At 43.3% G+C, this 21,859-nt stretch carries 19 protein-coding genes and 1 pseudogene; 6 read left to right on the forward strand and 14 right to left on the reverse strand.

Annotated features, from left to right (window positions below; all coding sequences use genetic code 11):
- The first annotated feature begins 30 nt into the window (after nt 1–30).
- Nucleotides 31–2,359, forward strand: a pseudogene (locus IPJ09_07805) (hypothetical protein).
- 86 nt (nt 2,360–2,445) lie between these two features.
- On the opposite strand, the gene IPJ09_07810 reads toward IPJ09_07805, so the two are convergent.
- The 4 genes from IPJ09_07810 to queG all read right to left on the reverse strand — a co-directional run bounded on the left by IPJ09_07810 (nt 2,446) and on the right by queG (nt 6,364).
- Nucleotides 2,446–3,561, reverse strand: a complete 1,116-nt coding sequence (locus tag IPJ09_07810) for a redoxin domain-containing protein (GenBank protein MBK7371331.1) — start codon at nt 3,559–3,561, stop codon at nt 2,446–2,448.
- A 14-nt stretch (nt 3,562–3,575) separates the two neighbouring features.
- Nucleotides 3,576–4,316 (reverse strand): glycosyltransferase, encoded by a 741-nt coding sequence (locus tag IPJ09_07815; protein MBK7371332.1) that lies wholly within the window; start codon nt 4,314–4,316, stop codon nt 3,576–3,578.
- The gene (gene wecB, locus IPJ09_07820) at nt 4,317–5,339 is read right to left on the reverse strand and encodes a UDP-N-acetylglucosamine 2-epimerase (non-hydrolyzing) (GenBank protein ID MBK7371333.1); all 1,023 of its coding nucleotides are present in this window, start codon (nt 5,337–5,339) and stop codon (nt 4,317–4,319) included. It lies immediately after the preceding gene.
- A 74-nt stretch (nt 5,340–5,413) separates the two neighbouring features.
- On the reverse strand, nt 5,414–6,364 hold the full coding sequence (queG, locus tag IPJ09_07825; GenBank protein MBK7371334.1) for a tRNA epoxyqueuosine(34) reductase QueG: 951 nt from the start codon (nt 6,362–6,364) through the stop codon (nt 5,414–5,416).
- 24 nt (nt 6,365–6,388) lie between these two features.
- Between queG and IPJ09_07830 the strand changes: the two genes are divergently transcribed.
- The gene (locus tag IPJ09_07830) at nt 6,389–7,519 is read left to right on the forward strand and encodes a saccharopine dehydrogenase NADP-binding domain-containing protein (protein ID MBK7371335.1); all 1,131 of its coding nucleotides are present in this window, start codon (nt 6,389–6,391) and stop codon (nt 7,517–7,519) included.
- A gap of 70 nt (nt 7,520–7,589) precedes the next feature.
- On the forward strand, nt 7,590–7,754 hold the full coding sequence (locus tag IPJ09_07835) for a hypothetical protein (GenBank protein MBK7371336.1): 165 nt from the start codon (nt 7,590–7,592) through the stop codon (nt 7,752–7,754).
- Between the two features lie 37 nt (nt 7,755–7,791).
- Here the strand turns inward: IPJ09_07835 and IPJ09_07840 are convergent, their stop codons facing one another.
- The 3 genes from IPJ09_07840 to IPJ09_07850 form a co-directional block, all read right to left on the reverse strand.
- On the reverse strand, nt 7,792–8,127 hold the full coding sequence (locus tag IPJ09_07840) for a hypothetical protein (protein MBK7371337.1): 336 nt from the start codon (nt 8,125–8,127) through the stop codon (nt 7,792–7,794).
- Between the two features lie 2 nt (nt 8,128–8,129).
- On the reverse strand, nt 8,130–9,167 hold the full coding sequence (locus IPJ09_07845) for an acetylxylan esterase (GenBank protein MBK7371338.1): 1,038 nt from the start codon (nt 9,165–9,167) through the stop codon (nt 8,130–8,132).
- Nucleotides 9,168–9,235: 68 nt separating this feature from the next.
- Nucleotides 9,236–10,972 carry a hypothetical protein gene (locus IPJ09_07850; GenBank protein ID MBK7371339.1) on the reverse strand — a complete coding sequence of 579 codons (1,737 nt, stop codon included), beginning with the start codon at nt 10,970–10,972 and terminating at the stop codon, nt 9,236–9,238.
- A 40-nt stretch (nt 10,973–11,012) separates the two neighbouring features.
- On the opposite strand from IPJ09_07850, the gene IPJ09_07855 reads away from it, so the two are divergent.
- The gene (locus IPJ09_07855; protein ID MBK7371340.1) at nt 11,013–12,302 is read left to right on the forward strand and encodes a Gfo/Idh/MocA family oxidoreductase; all 1,290 of its coding nucleotides are present in this window, start codon (nt 11,013–11,015) and stop codon (nt 12,300–12,302) included.
- Nucleotides 12,303–12,440: 138 nt separating this feature from the next.
- Here IPJ09_07855 and IPJ09_07860 read toward each other — a convergent pair whose 3' ends face one another.
- The 7 genes from IPJ09_07860 to IPJ09_07890 form a co-directional block, all read right to left on the reverse strand.
- A complete protein-coding gene (locus IPJ09_07860; GenBank protein MBK7371341.1) occupies nt 12,441–14,696 on the reverse strand; it encodes a UvrD-helicase domain-containing protein in 2,256 nt (751 codons plus the stop codon).
- A gap of 269 nt (nt 14,697–14,965) precedes the next feature.
- A complete protein-coding gene (locus IPJ09_07865) occupies nt 14,966–16,129 on the reverse strand; it encodes a hypothetical protein (GenBank protein MBK7371342.1) in 1,164 nt (387 codons plus the stop codon).
- Complete coding sequence (locus IPJ09_07870) at nt 16,126–16,821, reverse strand: ABC transporter ATP-binding protein (GenBank protein ID MBK7371343.1); 696 nt, start codon at nt 16,819–16,821, stop codon at nt 16,126–16,128. Before IPJ09_07870 ends, IPJ09_07865 begins: the two co-directional genes overlap by 4 nt.
- A 9-nt stretch (nt 16,822–16,830) precedes the next feature.
- Complete coding sequence (locus tag IPJ09_07875; GenBank protein MBK7371344.1) at nt 16,831–18,054, reverse strand: ABC transporter permease; 1,224 nt, start codon at nt 18,052–18,054, stop codon at nt 16,831–16,833.
- Between the two features lie 16 nt (nt 18,055–18,070).
- Complete coding sequence (locus tag IPJ09_07880; GenBank protein MBK7371345.1) at nt 18,071–19,291, reverse strand: ABC transporter permease; 1,221 nt, start codon at nt 19,289–19,291, stop codon at nt 18,071–18,073.
- Nucleotides 19,288–20,034, reverse strand: coding sequence for an outer membrane lipoprotein-sorting protein (locus tag IPJ09_07885; protein ID MBK7371346.1), 747 nt, complete (start codon nt 20,032–20,034; stop codon nt 19,288–19,290). The genes IPJ09_07880 and IPJ09_07885 overlap by 4 nt, the downstream gene beginning before the upstream one ends.
- On the reverse strand, nt 20,031–20,627 hold the full coding sequence (locus tag IPJ09_07890) for a TetR/AcrR family transcriptional regulator (protein ID MBK7371347.1): 597 nt from the start codon (nt 20,625–20,627) through the stop codon (nt 20,031–20,033). Before IPJ09_07890 ends, IPJ09_07885 begins: the two co-directional genes overlap by 4 nt.
- Nucleotides 20,628–20,797: 170 nt before the next feature.
- On the opposite strand from IPJ09_07890, the gene IPJ09_07895 reads away from it, so the two are divergent.
- Both IPJ09_07895 and IPJ09_07900 read left to right on the forward strand, forming a co-directional pair.
- Nucleotides 20,798–21,217, forward strand: coding sequence for a pyridoxamine 5'-phosphate oxidase family protein (locus IPJ09_07895; GenBank protein MBK7371348.1), 420 nt, complete (start codon nt 20,798–20,800; stop codon nt 21,215–21,217).
- Nucleotides 21,218–21,320: 103 nt separating this feature from the next.
- On the forward strand, nt 21,321–21,824 hold the full coding sequence (locus IPJ09_07900; protein MBK7371349.1) for a GyrI-like domain-containing protein: 504 nt from the start codon (nt 21,321–21,323) through the stop codon (nt 21,822–21,824).
- The last annotated feature ends 35 nt before the right edge of the window (nt 21,825–21,859 follow it).

Here is a 21,859-nt window from a genome sequence, read left to right on the forward strand (position 1 = left end):
TACTTTTGCACATCCAAACCATAGTCACCAATGAAAAAAACAATCCTTCTTTTCCTTTTTATATCCATCCTATCTGCCACGCTTTTCGCCCAGGAATCCAACCAACGCCCCAGCACCGGCCGTGAAAAAAGAATCGCCTTCATCCAACACGAGCGGTTATTAACCACCAGTCCATACAAGGATCTCCAATGGAGGTTATTAAATCCTGGCAAAATGAGCGGTCGATGCACAGATGTCAAAGGTGTACCGGGTGATAAAAACATCATCTATGCCGGATTTGCTTCCGGTGGATTATGGAGGACGATGGATGCCGGCAAGTCCTGGGAGCCACTGTGGGATCGCCAGGCAACCCAATCAATAGGCGCTATTGGAATCGCACCATCTGATCCCAAAACCATTTACGTAGGCACAGGAGAGGCCAATATCTTCAGAGCATCTCTGGCAGGCATAGGTGTGTTTAAATCTACTGATGGAGGCAATAGCTGGAGACAAATGGGGCTGGAGAATACAGGCACTATCTCGCGCATCGTCGTACATCCTACGGATCCCAATATCGTGTACCTGGCAGCTGGGGGCAACGAATGGAGTCGCAACGAAGATCGTGGTGTGTATAAATCAACGGACGGTGGCACAATTGGAAAAAAATATTGTACCTAGATGACAAGACGGGAGCCAATGATCTGATCATGGATGCTGCAGATCCCAATATCGTCTATGCCAGCCTGTGGACTCGCATTCGCAAAAGATGGAGCGACCCAGTACCAGAGGATGGGGATGATCTTTATAAAACAATTGATGGTGGATCCAGCTGGAAAAAAATGAACAATGGCCTACCCGACACCAAACTCACTGGACGGATTGGCCTGGCCAATACCGCAGCCAATCCTAATGTATTATACGCCTTCGTAGATAATCATGGAAAAAAAGAGAACCTAAGCCAGGAGAGCAGGATTCATACAATAGACCTAAGATCGTCGTCATCAATGGCGCAGAAGTGTATAAAAGCAGTGATAAGGGCGAGTCCTGGAAGCTGATGAGCATGCATGATGATTTTATGGAGTTTTTCTCAGGCACCTACGGTTGGGTATTCTCCCAGCTCAGGGTGAGCCCTACCGATGAAAACAAAATCTATCTGATGGGACTGGATCTTACTCAAAGCCTGGATGGTGGCAAAACCTGGAAATCCATGACCAAAGGCCCCATAGGAGCCTGGGAGCGTGTACACGATGATCACCACGCCATGTGGATCGATCCTACAGATGCCAATTATATCATCAATGGCAATGACGGAGGGGTCAATGTAAGCCTCGATGGTGGTGTGACCTGGAGAGATTTTTACCACGAGATCCCTACTACTCAGTTTTACAATGTCACTTATGACAGTCGCAATCCTTATTATATCTATGGTTCTATACAAGACGAAGGCAGTGTGCGGATGCTCAGCACTGCCCTATACAATCCTACTGACAAAACATCCGGGGCCTTTGACTGGATACCAGGGGGAGAAGGAACCCGCATCGTAGTAGATCCCAAATCACCCAATACGATGTACGCTTCCAGCTATTATGGCCATATCATGAAAGGAAACCTTAAAAGACTGGGCAAGAAAAAAGACAGAGTGTCGATCGATCCACCTGCAGCCGTCATAGGCGAAGAGCCCAGAGGCGAATGGCTGGCAGCGACTTCTATGTCACCCCATGATGGTGCTTTATATCACGGCTTACAATATGTACTCAAGACTACCGATCAGGGTAAAACCTGGCAAAAAATCAGCGACGACCTTTCTCAAAATGACAAAAACAAAATAGGAGCCTTACCCTATCGCATCAATTATCAGGCAATTACAGCGATTACCGAATCACCTTTGGTTAAGGGATTGATCTATGCCGGCACGGATGATGGCAAGGTCCATTTTACCACAACAGAAGGCAAAGGCAAGTGGACAGACATTAGTAAAGGTATATTAGCGGATGCAGCCATCAGCTCAATAGAACCCTCCAAATTTGAGGCAGCTACAGTCTACGTGACTGTCAGCGATCGAAGAGAAGACAATATCACAACCTTTGTGTACAAATCCTCAGATTATGGTCGCAACTGGACTCCGCTCAATGCTAATCTGCCCAACTCTTCCGTCAATGTCATCAAGGAGGATCCATTCAATAAAGAGGTGCTTTATATTGGAACAGACATGGGGATTTATATCAGCAAAGACGGAGGCAAAAACTGGCTGGCACTCAATGCCAACCTGCCTTCCTCTGTGTCAGTGCAGGATCTATTTGTTCACCCGGTAACCAAACAACTGGTGATCGCAACCTATGGCAGAGGGGTATGGATACTTGATAATGTTGGGGGATTGTAATCCTAAACCAATAATTAGCTTATTTATTAAAGTCCGGGAAAACAAGGATCAGAAAAGAATATGGCTTACCGATTCCTATTATAAGCTTAATTCAACAGCTCATCCAACTTAGCTATCAAAGCCTGCCCTCTTAATCCTTTGGCAACCACTTTACCTTCTTTGTCCAGTAAGAAATTTTGAGGAATGCCTTGCACCCCATACATGCCGGCGATCTTACTTTTCCAGCCCATCAGATCGGATACATGTGGCCAATTGAGCCCATCTTGTGAGATTGCCTCCAGCCATTTATCTTTCTCTTGATCTAAAGACACACCAAGTATATCGAAACCCTTAGGATTATATTCTGCATAAGCTTTGACCACGTTGGGATTTTCTTGTCTGCATGGACCGCACCAGCTAGCCCAAAAATCAACCAACAATATCTTTCCTTTTAAAGAAGAAAGCTTCAACAGCTTGCCCTCCGGAGTCATTCCTTCAAACTCTGGTGCACTGGCACCGATAGCAGTTTTTAAAGAAGCATCGACCAGTGTCTTTAATCTTGTACCAAAAAAAGTTTGTTGTACTGCCGGTGTCATCATATTATACAAGCCATTGAGGTCGAGGTCTGCGCCACTGCTGGCAGCCATCAAGCCCAGGTAAGCACTCAGGACAGAAGTAGGATGTTTTTTGGCAAACTCGATATTTTGTTGATTAGTCTCTTTTTCAAGATTCATCAGCAAAGAAGTGATACTGTCTACAGCCTGGACATCTCCTGCTTCATTTGCAGCAGATCCGACTTGCATCAAGGCAGCATATTTTTCCTCCACATTACTATTTGATTTTTTGAGTTCGGCATTGAGTCCATTGGTCTCTGTACCGGTGACGCTTAAGTTTTGAATATCATCTTTAGTGCCGGTGACAGTTATAATGCCTGGCTCAGTAAAAAACTGGATGGCAGACATGCCATCTGGAAACACCAGGCTGGCCAGTCTCGATTCATCGTCATTGATTTTAAAACTAAACTTGCCTCCTTTGATTGAAGTCGTATCTATGATACTGGAGTCTTCATCAAATACTCTATAAAGGGTCATCATGCCATCAGGAAAGTCTTTGACCTCTCCATTCACCAGGATGGAGGCTTTAGAGCTTTCATTTTCTTTACACGAAAAAAATAAAAAAGTGGTTACAGCCACCAATAAAAATGCTTTAACTATATTATTCATTATTGTTTGATTTGTTATGATTGAAATATATCAGTGTAACATAAGGATAAGGTGCGTCGGATAGTCCTGGTGATATTCATTTTACTCACCCCTTTTTTGCGATCATAATGCAGTATAAGAGGAATCTCTCCGCAACTAATTTTTAACGCTCTGCACCGTAATAATATTTGAGCTGTGGCTGCAAACCCTGACTCAGTAATCAAAGTATCGCCAAATCGATCGATCAAAAGTCTAAGGCTAGATGCTTTCATCAACCTGTATCCGCAAGTATAATCACGTACACCTGATATCGGGCGCAAAATTATAAAAATCAGCGCAGCTCCGTAACTTAATATTTTCCGCCACTGTCTGAGGCCATATATCTCCGCACCCGGCCTAAACCGTGATGCGATGATTAAATCCAGTCCCTCTGTCCGGATCAGGGCTTGCATGCTCAATAATTGCGCAGGATCATGCGTATCATCACCATCCATTATGGCGACCAGGTCACCGGGATCACAGATTAGATTTGCTTTTATAAGTCCATCTTTTAGGGTTACTCCCAGTCCCTGATTTTGCTGATGTTTTACCAGTGTGATCGGTATTTGGGACGCAAATGTTTCGCTGACTTTAATAGTATCATCTTGACTCCCATCATCTACCACGATGAGATGCAAGTTTAATTTTTGTTTTAAATCAATAAATTTTTCAAACAGCGAAGCAATATTATCTGCTTCATTAAAAGCAGGGATGATGACTTTTATGGACGGATTCATCTAGAGCTCTAAAAATTCCATGACATGATCCACGATCGCTATTCTGGCCTTGCCATCACCAAAAGGATTAAATCCATCCCATTCAGGGTGATCATATGCCCAGTGATAATGTTTGAGTACATCTGTATTGACGAGTTTTCCAATTCCAACTTCGAGCCCTTCGGGCCTCTCCGTGTTCTCTCTGCAAATCAATATTTTTTTCTTAAAAGCAGCACATTCTTCCTGCAAACCGCCGGAGTCACTGATGACAAACTTGGCTTCGCTAATCAGTTTGAGCACCTCATGGTATTCGAGCGGTTCTATCACATTTACTTTTTTGAAAATATGCTTGTAGGATTTTACATTAGGATTGGGATGCATTGGAAATATGATCTCCAGCTCAGGATGTCTATTTGCAAGTTCTTCAATTTCAGTAAATAATTTTTTCATTCTCTCCCCAAAATTCTCTCTTCTGTGCAAAGTCACCAAAACTTTATTGGTATAGGTTATTTCATATTTAGTTGTGGTACAAGCATCTATAATCGTGTTACCGGTCAGTCTTACATTTTTGATGCCTTCCTCCAGTAGGATATCCAGTGCTTTTTGAGTTGGAGCCCAATGCAATGAAGCTATCCTGGAGATCATCTGACGGTATCCTTCTTCCGGAAAGGGGCTGGCCAGGTTGTAGGTCCTGAGTCCTGCTTCTACGTGGCCAATAGGCACTTTATTATTAAATGCACTGAGCGCACAGGCAAAAGTGCTGGAGGTATCGCCCTGGACTATGAGGAGCTTCACCCCTCCTTTGCCGAGTATCTGATCCAGTTTAAGCATAATAGAGCCTATGGTATCGCCGAGAGAGGATTTACTACGCATCACATCGAGCCAATAATCCGGCGTAGGCACAGAGTTTTTGAATTGCAGATACATATCCTTATGCTGGCCTGTAAACACGGTCTTGAACTTAAGGTTGCGCTTCTTAAGCTCGTTGATAACCGGAGAAAGCTTGATGATCTCAGGTCGCGTACCGTAACATACTATGATCATCGGGACGCCAAGATATGAATTAAGCTGCTTAATCGAAATAAGGTCAACCTTGAAGACAACTAATTCATTTGAATTTAACTACCCCCTTTTACATTTTTATTCTCTTGCTGAGACTTTATGGATCGTTGCAATTTGTCCAAACCCGCTCTTTTGACAGGTGTATGGCCAAAATGAGTATCAAATTGGTGCTGATCCAATTGATTCCAATCCTGGGCTGACCACGATTCAAAATTGGTCAGGGGTAATAAATCTATGTCACCATGTGGGGTGCTGAAACGATTCCAGGGACAGACTTGCTGACAAATATCACAGCCAAAGACCCAATCACCCATTTGCTCCCGAAGACTTTCAGGTATATCTTTTTTAGTTTCTATAGTAAGGTAAGAAATGCATTGGTCGGCTTTCAGGACATACCCCCCCGGCACGATAGCCTTGGTGGGACATGCATCGATACATCGGGTACAAGTACCACAATGATCTGCTATGGCTTGATCTTCTGCTAAGTCCAGGGACGAAATAATCTCAGCGAGAAAAAAATAAGACCCTGAGCGGGGATTGATCAAGAGCGTATTTTTTCCCTGCCAGCCCAGGCCTCCTAACACAGCCCATTGGCGCTCCATCACCGGGGCTGAATCTACAAAGTATCTTCCGGTAACTTCGTGATCTAGCTCTGATTGAATGATCTTCCAAAAAATCTTCAATTTTTTCTTTAATATTTTGTGATAGTCCCTGCCCCTGGCATACATCGAGATTTTTGGCAGTCCTTCCTTATGAGGCATTGGTTGATAATAATTATAGGCCAGAGATATTACAGACTGTGCCCCGGGTACCAGCTGAGAAGGATCAAGCCTCAACGATTGGTTCCGGGCCATATACTCCATATCCCCATGAAAACCTTTGGAGAGCCAATCCTGCAGCCTGTCTGATTCTTCGTCTAATTTTCTTACCTTAGAGATGCCTGCGTGGACGAAGCCAAGCTCCTGCGCTTTTTGCTTGATCCATTGGCTAGTTTGTGCGGGTGTCATCAATAAAATAAAAATAAATAATCAATGGCGAAGATAGCAGTTTTAGGCGCTGGCATGGTAGGTAGTGCAATTGCAAGGGTGATGAGTAAACATCATAAGGTCGTATTATTTGATGGCAATCCATTACAATTAAAAAAATGTAAAGGGCAGAACATAACCACCCAGGTGATTGATTTTAAAGATCTCCTTGAATTAAAAAAAAGGATTGAGCACGTAGATCTTGTGATGGGCGCTGTCCCTGGTCATTTGGGTTATAAAGTATTGGAGCAAGTCATTCTCTCAAAAAAAAACATGGTGGATATATCCTTTTTCCCGGAAGATGGATTAAAACTGCATTCACTCGCAAAAAAAAATCAAGTCACAGCGATCTATGATTGCGGAGTAGCACCTGGCATGGACAATATACTCCTCGGATATCATGATCAATCAATGAAAGTGACTGACTTCAAATGTTATGTTGGTGGTTTGCCTAAAGTCAAAAATCCACCATTTAATTACAAAGCCCCATTTTCACCCATCGATGTCCTGGAAGAATATACCCGCCCTGCACGATTTAAAAAAGATGGTATAGTGGTGACCAAACCGGCACTCACTGATATTGAACATTTGCGGCTGCCTGTCGTCGGTACGCTGGAAGCTTTTAATTCTGATGGGTTACGATCCTTGATCAAAACCATGGCTCATATTCCAAACATGATAGAAAAAACATTGCGCTTCCCGGGCCATGCCGTTCAAATGGAATATTTAAAAGCTATAGGATTATTGAACAAAAAAAGCATCGAAGTAAAGAGCCAGACCCTGGCGCCAATCGATCTCACTGCGCATCTACTATTTAAACATTGGAAGTATCTTCCCGGCGAAGCTGATTTCACCGTCATGCAGGTTATCCTGGAAGGGATAGAAAAATCGCAAAAAATCAGGTACACCTATGACTTGTATGACGAATATGATCCGGTGGAAGATATGAGTGCCATGGCACGTACCACCGGGCTAACTGCCTGCGCAGCTGCCGAGATGGTTCTTCAAAATACATTTCGTGAAAAAGGTGTTTTTGCTCCGGAGTACATTGGAAAAGCTCCGGGACGGTTTGGGTTCATCATAGATTATCTCAAGAATAGTGGCGTCAACTATAAACGCAGAAGGACAAAGATTTAGAAGCTGCTGCATGAAGCTAGCTCTTTAATGGAAGCAAAACAAAATATAATTTGACCTGTGCTGCATCTTCATGAAACCAATCTCCAAAGATCCCATCCATTCATCTTCGCCTTTAACTACAGAGGTCATCTGTCTTACTGGAATGCCTTCTGAGGAAAGAGAAAATTTCGTAGACCGCATGATCAAAGTTGATGCTTCAGTCTTTAACGAACGGGCACCTGAAAAAAATGATTGAAGCGGGTTCTTTAGGTGCAGAAATATCTCCTAAAATTTCAAAGATTAAATAATTGGACGATCACGAAACCTGCTATAATCCAGATCAGACTCAGTAGAGGCAGCAGACTGACCCATAAGGAAGTCTTATATTTTTTTCTTCGAGCCAATATCAGGGACACTGGAATAGAGAGAATAATTAAAACCGGAAGAGAAAGCACACCCCAAAACAAAACCCAGGTGAATGCTTGAGCCTCAGAGCCTGGCGCATCAAAAAACATCGGTGAAATCATGGCCATCATCAAGGCCGGTATGAGGCCAAGCCCAAATATGGAGTAAAGAATAATTCTGGCTGTTTTATAGGTCTTAGAGTAATTAGTATTATCAGTATTCATTATTACAATTTTTCTTTTAACCATTTTATAGTTTCCTGCCACATATCTGTGGTATACTCATGCCCTACCCCATCGTAGATGATCGACCGAAATTGGCCGGGTGCCTGAGCAGTCGCATAGATTTTATCCAAATATTGGTTGATGTATCGCTGACCTTCGACCGGTTCCAATACATCCTCGGCTCCTGAAAGATTGAGCAAAGCCCGCGGTGCGATACAAGCCATAATACTCTCGGTGTCAAAATGACTGATGAGATCATATACATAATAATAAATACCATGCCTGCCCAGTCCTTCATTTTTGATGAGATCTGCATTGCGTGTGATACAGGATACCGGCACAGCTACTTTGACCCTATTATCCAGGGCAGCCACATAAAATGTCCTAAAACATCCGAGGCTGAGACCGATGCTACCGATTCTATTGGCATCGACCTCAGGCCTTGTCGCCAGGTAATCTAAGGCCATGAGATCATCCCGGACCATCATGCCCCAGAGATTTCGCCCTTTCCAGGTATTCATTTTGGCCCAACTGAGTTCTTCTCCAGAACCCTTTTCTTTGGCTCCATTCGGGCCCTTGCCTGATCTTTCACCAAAAGCGTAGGCATCAATGGCCATGACGATATACCCTGCTTTGACCAGCTCCGGGCCCGGACTGAAATGAATCAGTTTTGAAGAAAATAATTCATCTTTGCCATGGGCGTAATCTCCTCCATGATAGTGGTGATAGAGGATGGCCGGAGATTTGCCGGTAGCCTTTTTGGGGATCAGCATAATCCCGGGGATGATAGCATCTACTCCATTGTGAAACTCGATAGATTCCATGATGTAGTCGGCTTCTGTTATTCTTTCTTTGATCGCGACCTGGACTTTTTTGGGCCTGTCCGGCAGGTTGCCAAAACTTTTTTCTAATTGCTTCCTGACATAAGTTTGTTGTTTTTTTATTCCCTTTTTATTAGCGGGGACATCCAGAGTCCTGGGGGCGAAGCTTATGTCGAGATATGCAGGTGCCTGGGTCTGAGATAAGGATATCGCAGGCATCCAAAAAATTGTTGCTAAAAAAAAGAAGTATTTCATATGCGAGATCTTATAAAGAATTGTGAAAATTATCAATGTAACTGAATCATCAATTCATGTTCAAAAGGAGTGAATCCAGTGATATAGACTGACTTTCCTTTTAATCTGGGTAAGGCACCTCGAAGATTGGTCCAGCTATGATCATGTCTTCCACCCTGGATAATCATTCTACCGGAGCCGTTCTTAATGATAAGGTCATCCTTTTCCAAAAAATAAGCCAATTCTGTATATGGAACCTCATGGAGTTGCGTGGCAAATTGATTTGATTCATCAAAATTGAGCTCGATAGCTACTGGGACTTTATCGGTACCCTGAATAGAAAAATTTAAATGATAAGCACCTTGTCGTTTGCTTACCTGGAGTTTGTAGTTCAGATGCTGCACTTCACTTTGTTGTCTCTTTTCCCTGGGCATTTTTTCCCAATCGCCATCACCCGTCACAGAATCTTTGGCTAAAGGTTGAAAGTAGGGCCCTTCCATATACTGAGTCAGCTCATACCCATCTTGCGTAGAGTAAAGCGTATCACCGATGAACTGTCCTTTTCCAAAAAATGCTGCTGCACATCGCACTGCTCTCAGATGAATATCAGGATATTGAAGCGAAAACAAAATTGGATTATGTGCGATGAAGGTGGCATCACTTTTACCATCAGACCATCGCACCAAAGCTGATTTCTCAAAATATTTTTCAAAATGACTCAAGGGATAATTTGGTTGTACTTCACCATCAAATGATGCTAAGGCACTGACATCTTCTAATATATAAGCCAGATTGCCGCTCAATGCTTTTACCCCAAATTTGGTGTTGATCCATCGAGCCATTTTCATATATTGAGAATCTCTCTGATAGATCCCCAATAACAGATAAGGCAAAAAATAAGCCTGGCATGGAGCAGTGGTATATTGGTCTTGCCTTTTAGACAGTTCGGTCACCAGGTCCCCATTGATATGTATGAGATATTGCGTCATATCCAGATTTTTACGGACTGGCGCAAAGAGTTCAGGACGATTCAATATCCTGGCCATCGTGATCAGCCACCGATCAGACAGGGGTGAGTAGACCGAGGTACTGCGTTCATTATACTGACCATCATCATCAATGTCTATTCCTTCGGCGAGCCATTGATCTATCCGATGCAGGTATTTTTCATTGGGAAACAATTCATTGATCCTGGCTAGTGCCATGCTGACCACCCATCGATGGTTGGGAGTATGAATGCCTCCTACACTGAGCGCTTCTCCCCCTCTCCATAAAAATGTTTTCAACTTTTGTCTCAAAGACAGACTTGCTTCATGATCGTCTTTAGATAATAATTTGTAGGCTAGTGCGGTGGGTTCGACTGTAAATGCAAGGTCAGGTGTGGAATGAAAATTGGTCGTCAAAAGATCGATCGTACCATCTTCATGCTGACACCTTAGTATATAGTCGATCCCGGCTTCCATACTTTTTAATAAAGTGCCATCATGAAAATATTTCGACGATGGACTCACATAGGCGCAGGTGAGTTGTTGTATCAATCCTGATGGGCTGGAAGGATGTGGTATATCATATACATCAGGCAACGCACCATAATAAGGATGATTGGTGTCTTGGACCTGGCTTTTTATAGTTTGGGGCACCAGCAGATCATTCTCTAATATTAATTGATCTAACCAGGACTTGTCCTCCTGGGTAGTTGAGCCAGGAGTTTCTCTGCAAGCAAACTGGACAGCGATCAGAAGCGCACACATCACCGAAGCAGAAATGATTTTAAATAGTCCGGATATCATGATATTTCTATAAATTTAAGCAAGTTATATTTTATACATGATGAATAGAAAGACCTTTCTTAAAAACTCTTCGCTTGGAGCACTTGGATTGATGGCACATCCTTATATCGTGTCCCGGCAAGCAGCTAAATACAATCTCGTCCTGATCGGCACCGGGTGGTGGGGTACCAATATCCTGCGCGAAGCCATCCGATCCGGGGAGGTAAAAGTCACTGCACTCTGTGATGTAGATGATGCCCAAATCAAAAAATGCCAGGAAGAAGTCAACAAACTTTGCGACGACCGTCCAAAAGTATATAAAGATTTCAGAGAATGCCTGGAAAAAGAAAAGCCACAAATAGCAATCGTGGCCACCCCTGATCACTGGCATGCACTGATCGCCATAGAAGCGATGAATCAAGGAGCTCATGTATTTTTAGAAAAACCCATCAGCCACACAGTCCTCGAAGGGGCAGCCATCCTTAAAGCTGCCAGAAATAATAAGCGTACCTGTATAGTAGATTTTCATCGCAGGTACTCTCCACACAATGTGAGTGGGATGGAATTTTTAAAATCAGGCAAAGTCGGAGCTATCAAAGAAGTCAAAGCATTCGTCCAGTACGCGATGGGACCAGGTAAACGGGAAGAGCAGCCACCTGTGCCGGCAGGCCTGGACTGGGATATGTACTGTGGGCCTGCCCCCTTAATGACTTACAATACTGCGATGCATCCCAGAGGGTGGCGACATTATCGCGCCTTGGGCAATGGACAGCTTGGCGATTGGGGACCACACTGGTTTGATCAGATCCTTTGGTGGACCGAAGAAATAGCACCCAAAAACATCTACTCCGCCTGGACGATGGGCGGCAGAGATACCTGGTCGGATACGCCAACGACCCAGACGGTGGTGTATGAGTTTGAATCTTTCATAGCCTCCTGGGACCACAGCCTTTTTAATTCTCATCGGGAGAAAAAATCTGAAAGCGTAGGCACCTATTTTTATGGTACCGAAGGTACTTTTCATATGGGCTGGCAGCAAGGCTGGACTTTCTACCCTAATAATCAAAATAAAGAAATCATCCACCAGGATCCTCAACTCGACCAACCAGATGGACAAAATATCAAACTCGTCTGGGCAGATTTTTTAAAGTGTATCAAATCTGGTCAACTTCCTCATGCAGATATCGCCCATGGCCGACAAGCAACCAATATGGCGCTTCTGGGTATGCTCTCCGCTCAAGTCGGTAGAAGCATCCGCTGGGACGATGCCAATAATAAAATCCTCGGCGACAAAGCTGCCAATAAATTGTTGAAGCGGAATTATCGGGGTGGTTGGAAATATCCTGTATAGAAGACCACTTCTTTTTTTTTACCACTAAGTGCACTAGGAGGCACTAAGAATTAATTGTCTCTTATCCACCTTTTCCTTAGTGCAACTTAGTGATCTTAGTGGTTAAACCTACTTAGCGGTTAAAAATCTTTGTGTTCTTTAACGGTTAATGATCTGCAGTTTACTAAATTTCAACATGATCCTTCGCTGCGGATCATCCAACTTAGAAAATTCTATCGTCGCGACCCGATTGTCACGCGCGCCATCGATGTGCAATACTTTGCCGGGTCCAAACTTCATATGCAGGATCTCCATGCCTACTTCGATCTGCTCTGCCGGATCCGGTTTGAAGGTTTTAGGATCGATAGATATCTCTGATTCTTTGCTTTTACCCAATCGGGGAATGGTGGATAATATTCGAGGACCATCCGCAAAGGGACCAACATTACGCAGCGTCACAGAGGTATCGATATGATTAGCATCGATCTCTTCCAGAAACCGGCTGGGATCATTGTACCTGGCCTGGCCAAACTGATAGCGCATCCCTGCATAGGTGATCACCAATTGACGCTTGGCGCGTGTAATAGCGACATAAAACAGCCTCCGCTCCTCCTCTATCTGATCCGGATCTGCCATACTCATATAGCTGGGAAAAAGATTTTCTTCCATCCCTACTATAAATACGGTGTGGAACTCAAGTCCTTTGGCCGCATGTACCGACATCAGCGTGACATAATCATTGTTTTTAATCTCTTCGTCCTGATCGGTGAGCAGGGAGATGGTCTGCAGGTATTCTGACAGTGTTCGGGTAGTTTTTTCATTCTCATCGGCATCGTCGTTTTCGATGAATTCCAGGATACCATCCAGGAGTGCATTGACATTCTCGAGTCGACCCATACCTTCCTGGGTCCGGTCTCCTTTGAGTGCATCCAGGAGTCCACTGTGTTTGCCGATGTAGAGAGCGGCGGCAGATGCATCTACTTGTTCTGCGTGCTTCATGCAGCCGGTCATCATGACTATAAACTGACGGATGGCATTGGTAGCCCTGCCGGTTACCTCCGGGAGATGCAATGCCTCCCAAAGAGTGATCTCATGCTCATTAGCATGGTCCAATGCTTTCTGAATCGTGGAGTCACCGATGCCCCGGCGGGGATAATTGATCACTCGCTTGAGCGCTTCTTCATCTTTGGGATTGGTGGCTAGTCTCAGGTAACCAATAAAATCTTTGATCTCTTTCCTTTGATAAAAAGACAGTCCTCCGAATACTTTGTAAGGGATATTATTGCGTCTGAGCTGTTCCTCAACGATCCTTGACTGGGCGTTGGTCCTGTAGAGTATGGCAAACTCATGATTGGCTAGTCCTGCTCTATTCTTCCATTCGATGACGCTATCGGCCACACGCTTACCTTCTTCCAGATCAGAGATGGCTTTGATGAGCCTGATTTTACTGCCCCCCGCTTCGTCTGTCCAGAGTGTTTTTTCGATCTGGTTTTTATTGTTTTGGATCACTTGGTTAGCTGCTGCTACGATGTGTTCTGTAGACCGGTAGTTCTGTTCGAGTTTATATTTTTGGTGCTGCGGATAATCCGTCTCGAAATCAAATATATTTCTGATGGTCGCTCCGCGGAAAGCATAGATACTCTGAGCATCATCTCCGACTATACAAATATTACGAGGGCTATCGGGATATTCGATCAATTGTTTTACGATGGCATATTGCAGGTAGTTGGTATCCTGAAACTCGTCGACCAGGACATATTGAAATTGCCTCTGGTATTTCTCTTTGACATTCTCCGGATTGCGGTACAGCATGATATACATCTGGTACAGCAGGTCATCAAAATCCATAGCTCCGGCTTTTTGACACCGGGCCACATATCGTTCATATATAGTGAGAAAATAGGGTATCTTATTCATCTTATCCGCAGCCACCAGCTCTTCGTGCTGAGGGTAAGCTTTTGGAGAGATCAGATTGGATTTGGCAGAAGAGATTCTATTGCGGATCTGGCCTGGATTGTAGACTTGTTTGTCAAGTGAAAGCTCCGAAATGATATCCCCGATCAGGCTCTTGCTATCATCGCTGTCATAGATGGTGAAATTGGGTGGATAACCGATTTTAGCTGCCTCTATACGAAGTATTTTGGCAAATATCGAGTGGTAAGTACCAGCCCAAATATACTTTGCCCGGGAGCCTACTACTGCTTCTATGCGTTCGCGCATTTCTTTGGCAGCTTTATTGGTAAAGGTGAGGGCGAGGATGTTCCAGGGTGGCACCCCCTGTTCGATGAGATAGGATATACGATAGGTAAGCACCCTGGTTTTGCCGCTGCCTGGACCTGCGATGACCATCAATGGACCGTCGGTAGCTGTAACTGCCTCGCGCTGAGGCTGATTGAGATCGGCTAGGTAATCGATCCTGGTGATAAGTTCTGACATTGAACTTGCGAAAATAGGGCTTTATGGTCGGATATGGAAAAGTTTAATATGTGTTTTAATCGATGCGATCCGAGATGATACGGACCAGGATGACCATTCCACATTTGCGAATGAATCATCGCTACCCAGGGAAACTAAGTACTCCAAGGTCCAAATAATATATTTATGCATGATTTATCATTCACTAATTAGGGATTTACTACTTTAACGAATCATATAATATGCTAATATTTTATTCTTTTACCGGGTCAATAGCTCCACTTCAGCCTCAGAAAAAAACCCCTCAATGAACTTTCATATTTCTGCACATTTTGGGAAAAAGCCAGCTGAGCGATCACATCGATATCCCAAGCCTGGGCAATGGAATAGCTAAATGAAGGATTTAAAAATAAGGCCTGGCTCCTGACCGGACTGTATACCGCCACCAGGCCCAGAGCGGACAGTGGTGATACCTGTTGCTGAACAGATGCCAGCGCTGCCCATTTATACGGATACAGATTACGTGCTGAGAGTTCAAATGAAAATAAGGTACTTAGATCACCTGTGGTATTGCCTTCACTATTGTATAATCCACCTACACTCAAATAGGTGCCACCGGAAAGAGTATAATCGATAGCAAAGGTAGTTGCCAGGGAGGTCTGACCCCCATTTTCAGGGACAAAGGCAGTAGACTCGGCTTTGAGCCCTGCCAAACCTAGATTGCCGGCCGTACCCATACCGAATGCATAATGCTGATCTGAATAACCTGCCAAAAACTGCAGATCATAACTTTTGACATTGGTCTTGTACATTATGCCATAACTCATATCAGAAAAATCTTTACCAACAGAAGCTACAGCCTCCAGGCTGCCGGAATAACCGATAAATCTTTTGATCCTCAAACCATCGACCGAAGGTCTTTCTTCATAATCAAAGTCTGTGAATCCATAGGCATTGAAGATATCGTTGGGGTTCCAGATGGTGCTGATACCCCAATTGACACGTTGCCTGCCCAATCTGAGCTCCCAGTCTTTTGGAGTCCACTGCCAGTAAGCCCTATCCAAGGCGATCAATGCGGCGATGCCTTTTTTGCTCTCCCACCCTATATCCGGTTTGAAAAGTCTATTGGCGTTAGGGTCTATTTGATCCAGGTATTTCCCTTGTAATTGGTTGAGTTGCACCAGCTGACCAAAAAAAATTCGATTCCTGAATTCAGCTATCCATTCGTGGTTTTTATTTAATTTCTGTTTGAAGTTTAACCGTTGATGAATGAGTTGGTCTGAGATGAGTGAAGATTGTTGAACGGTATAATTTCCCTGGAGAAATTTTAGATAGCCACTGACTTGCACTTTTTTATTAACAGTGGAATCAGATTGAGCTACTATGGATAAGCCAAAAAATGAAAATAATATTGCGACAAGAAAAGGTCTCATTTTAAAGTATCGCTTTTAACTTTACCATCTTCGAGGACGATGACACGTTTGGCCCGATCGATGACCCTCTGATCGTGCGTAGAAAATACAAAGGTGATATGCTCATGATCATTGAGTCGTTGCATGATGTCGAGGAGATTGCTGGCCGAGACACTGTCCAGATTGGCGGTGGGCTCATCTGCAAGTATAAATTCGGGCTTGGCTGCCAATGCCCTGGCCACTGCTACCCGCTGTTGTTGTCCTCCGCTGAGTTCGGAGGGCCTGGTATTCATTTTGTCAGCCAGACCTACTTCTTCCAACAATTCGTTGACGCGCTGATTTCTTTCTTCTTTGCTTTTACCTTGTAACAACATGACGAACTCAGTATTCTCCTTTACAGTCAGCACCGGAATCAGATTATAGGATTGAAAGACAAAACCAATTTCCTTTTGACGAAACTTAATCAATTCATTTTCTGATAGATCATTCAGGTTTTTGCCTCCAATCAGGATAGAACCTTCGCTAGGTCTGTCCAGTCCTCCTATCATATTAAGCAAGGTGGTCTTGCCACTTCCTGAAGGTCCTACAATAGCAGTGAACTCTCCATGATATATATCCAAAGTGACTCCATTGACTGCATAGACAGGCAATTTATCAGGATTATATACCTTCTTGACATTTTTAGCTTCAATGACTTTTACACTTTTGTCCATGACTTATGTTTAGATTTTGCGAATAGCTTCTACAGGTTTGAGTTTTATGGCTTTGAGCGCCGGATAGATCGATGCCAAAAATGCAGTGATGGCCACTGCTATTCCCAATTGAATAAATAGTGTAGGGTCGAGGATAGGGAATATCCGGCTGGACATACCAAATTGTTCATTGCCCTTGGCGAACGCTGACAAATCAAATCCATTTTGCTGAAATGCTTTTACCGATAACCAGCCCAAAAAGAATCCTATAGGTACTCCTACAATACTTAGAAACAGTGTTTCCAATACTACCATATTAAAGACCTTATTTTTAGGCATACCGATCGCTTGCAACATGCCCAGCTCCTTATATCGTTCCAGGACAGCCATCAACATGGTATTGATTATGCCAAAAATGAGCGCTAACATAAATATTCCAATAAAAATCAACCCACTGGTGCGTATCTGGGTCTCCATCAAAGCAAGGTCCGGAGCCAGCTCTTTATAGTTCTGTACCAAAATTCCTGGCATCATCTGGCTGAGCTTAGGCTGTACACTATCTACCATGTCAGGCCTTATAAGTTCTACTGCAACCTCATGATATCGGTCCTGAGGCACACTATCTGCAAATAATAATGTTCTCAATCCGGCTTGATGGACAAGGACCTGGCCCTGATCGACCATGGCATTACCAGTGTTGAATATGCCTGTAACCCTGTAAGCTGCCGATTGGATTTCACCGGCATCGTCCTGAAAAGTGAGTACCACTCTCGATTTGAGTTTGAGCTTAAACTTTTGAGTAAGTTTTTCTGAGACCAACAGTCCCTTGAGATCTGCATCCGAAATAAACTGCCCCTCGACGATTTTTTCCTGAATACCAGAGAGCGCATTTTCCTGACCCGGAAGAATGCCTTTTATGGTCACCCCCCGGGCGCCATGCCCCGTACTGAGCATCCCATTGGCCAGTAATCGTGCTGCAGAATTTTTTACTTCTGGTATCTGTGCGATCAAGCTGGAATCATAAGGTAGCGTATATTTCACCAATTGATCATCCATAAAACCAGGATGATGTGCTTGCAGATGACTAAATTGATTTTTGATGGCGTTTTTGACATAACTATCCCCCATGCCCAGCGAAAAGCTCATGAGGAAAATCACTGCCCATACCCCGACTATAATCGAAGCGATCACCACCAGGCTTCTGATCCTGCTCCTCCATATATTTTTCCAGGCTAATTTTATCGTGGTTTGCATGATGATTTTAAGTTTATTATGATCGCATGGCCTTTAACGGGTGGAGTCTAAATGATTGGATGACAGGATACATACTGAGTATAGTGGCTATGATAAACATGACCAAAGCTTGTTTTAAAAATATGCCCCAATTCATCGCGGTATGTATCAGTGGTTCTAAGCCAAATCGCTCGTAGGTCTCTGCATAAGTCCCTGTAAGTTGAATAGGATGAATATGGAGGTAATACACTATCGGCATGCACAGTAGGATCCCCAACACTGCTCCAAGTAAAGCCAGAGACACAGATTCAATCCAAAGGATACCCGCCAATTTTGATTTTTCGGTACCGATGGCAGTCATCACACCAAATTCATAACTGCGCTCTTTGGTCATCATGATTATCGTACCTAATAAGCCAAATGAAATGAGCATGTACAATATATATAAGATCAGTTTGGCACTGGCTACATCTAGTTTAGCTGCATCTATGAGTTCTGGGATGAGTTCGTTATAATCCATGACTTCGTAGGTAGTCGAATCAAGATTAGCCTTTAAGAGGTCTATAGTCGATGCCAGTTTCGCACGGGAAGGCACATTGACTGCCAATGCGGTGAGCAGTGCCCCAGTGCCGTAAAAAGCCTGTGCTGTCGGCAGCGGCATCGCCACAATCTGCTTATTTATCTCCGGGCTGCGCATATGTATGATGCCTAGTACAGGATATTTTCCAACAGCATTTTGTCCGTGATAGCCTTGTCCTACCAGGACGATGCTGTCATGGATATCCAGATTTAATTTTTCAGCCAGCTTATCCCCAACCAATACCCCAAAATCATCTGGTTCGGGATAATGGCCTCTGATCGTGTTGGCCCGCAGATTGGTCATTTTTTCTTCCAGCCGGGTATCGAAACCCAGTACCAGTACTCCTTTGGTGTTTAAGCCATAAGAAGCCAAAGCAAAGCTTTCTAACCTGGGTATCAACTGCACATCAGAGGGCAATTTGTCAGACAGTTCTGCATATACGGCCTCCGGATCAAAAGCCAAATCAAGGCTTTGCTCGCCCAAGAAGCCTTTAGTATGAATCTGGCCATAGCCAAGGTAGAATCTGGACATATTGTCGATAATGCTGTCCCAGGTACCAGTCTGAATAGAACTCAATACTACAGACCACAGCACAGCAAAAGCAATGGCTGAGATCGTGATGAGGGTGCGCCTTCTGTTTCGCCAAAGATTCCTCCAGGCCATTTTCCACAACATCATTGCAGTTTTTTCATATTCTGTATGCTAAAAAAATCTTCAGTTTGCTTGAGATTAAAGTCCAGGGCTAGTTGTTCAATAATCGTTTTTTCGCCAGGCTTGTCAGATGGTATTACTTCCAGTCTGGCTGGTACTGTACGCCCTCCCAACTGCCGGATATCCTTTCCCACCATGGTATTGACCAATTCGCCTTCTTCATCGTAAAACTCCGTTTTCAATTGCAGATAGTCCTTTTTATCTACCCAGGTGACGATACTGCCCCATACTACGGCAACGTTGGGTTTAGGTACGAGTTTGATTTTCCAACACGTTCGTCCGTCGATCGATTCTTCACCCTTCATTTCATGGGTAAAATCATTGACGGGGGAGCTCTGTTGTACCAAATCATCGTTGCTAAAGTCTGAACCCATCCAACTCTGCATCATCATACTGGGAGGCATCTTGATCACCCGATCTATTTTGGGCTGCCAGTTCCAGATCTCTTTTTTCCTTTTTAAAAAACCAATACCCTTGTCACGAGCCGGACCAGTTACGAGGATGAGGCTATAATCAGTGCCTATGGCCCAACTTTTCATTGTCATTTCTCTGGTCCATTTGGGTCGAATGATAGTCATTTTCATTTCACTATAGCTCGACTCACCATTCATTTGAGCTTCAGATTTGGCTATGATCTCTTTGGCGGTTTGCGCGTCTAGTGCAGTCCCAGCTATCATCGCAAGTAAAATAATCAAATGTAATTTCTTCATAGAGCGGAATATGGTTTGCAAAAATTTTGTTTGAATAATTTGATGGTATTTTCCAATGGGTAGTCCTGCACCAGGGTGACAAAATGATACAAAATGCCATCCATCGCTGCGCCAAATAAATAGGCCTGACCAACTGGATCCGGATATCCTAATGATTCAAAGACAGGGCTAATAAATTCAATGCCAAGCCTTATTTTTTGCTGAATGATCTCTGTCAACTCTTTCATGATATCTTCCTGAAAGCTCAAGCTGGCCAATAACTTCCAATAAGATACATTGGTCGTAATCATCTGAAATGACTCATCGACTATATATTCTAACATCTGTACAGGAGACTTTCCTACAAACTGATCAGGCGACAACATCTGATCGCCATGCTCCATCGCAGAAAGTAGAATAGATTTTAGAAGCTCTGATTTGCCGGAATAATAATTATACAATAACCCCTTACTGACCCCTGCTTTTTGTGCTATCTGGGCAATAGAAGTATTCATATATCCCTGATGGCCAAATAGTTCGAGGGCAGCAGCCTCGATGATGCTTTTGCTTTGACTTCTCAGCTCGGTATATTGTTCTTTTGTTCTTGGCGACATTGATTGACCAAATGGTCAGTCAAAAATAATAATATCCTGTTCGAAAAGCAAGTCTTTACCCTTAAAATCATTTAATTTATTTTTTATGTAGCTGAGTTTCACCCACCCTCCATTGCGCTAAATACAATATTTTTATATGCTGTTAGGTAAGGCTAAAATAAAATATCCCTATGTCAAAAGAGTTTTTATATCAGTTTATCAGCCAACAAAAATATGCCATCATGTCTTCGGTTTCAGCAGACAACAAACCACAATCTGCTTGCGTAGGTTTTGCCACCACTCCTGAGTTAAGCTTAATTTTTGACACCCTTGTAGACTCCAGAAAGTATAGAAATCTCCTTAACAACCCCCATATATCATTTGTAATCGGATGGGAAGATGGTCAGACAGTACAATATCAGGGTATAGCAAGGACTCCATCGGATAGGGAGTTAAATGAATTTTTATCTCTTTATTTTTTAAAGTTTCCAGATGGCATCGAAAGAAAAAATAATTTTAATGCCATTACCTATTTTGTGGTGGAGCCTACCTGGGCCAGATATTCCGATTTCAATGAATCTCCGCCCAAAATAATGGAATTGACTTTTTAATCACTCCCCTGCCTGATCGTCTGTAAGTTTTTATACTTTTAAGAATAATGATGGAATCTTCTAGTAAACCAATCCCAAATATTATCCATTTGGAAGAAAAAAATTGATTGGCTTATCTAGGGCGGTGTCATTGAATGACAACGAAACCGGAATGTTATGGAAAAGCTTTATGCAAAGAAGGTCAGCAATCACCAACGCCAACGGTCCGGAGCTGTACTCTATTTCAGTATATCCGCATTTGTATTTTGAATCATTTGATCCTGGTGTTCAATTTACTAAATGGGCTACGGTAGCGGTAACGAGTTATGATGATCTTCCAACTCATATGGACACCTATATATTACAGAGCGGTTTATATGCCGTTTTTAACTATAAAGGATCCAGTACAGGCAATAGTATATTCAGATATATATTTAGTACCTGGCTGCCACAGTCCGGATATGATCTGGATGATAGGCCTCATTTTGAAATATTGGGAGAAAAATATAAAAACAATGATCCCCATTCGGAGGAAATGATTTGTATACCAGTCAAATTGAAAAAAAATGATGGTAGGCTACTTTATGTAAACAACAAGACAAAACACACTGGACTGCTTAGCGACTGATATCCAAAAATCAGGTATTTTGTCAATCCAAGAAT

It is taken from the genome of Saprospiraceae bacterium (assembly GCA_016709995.1).
Classification (GTDB): Bacteria; Bacteroidota; Bacteroidia; order Chitinophagales; family Saprospiraceae; genus JADJLQ01.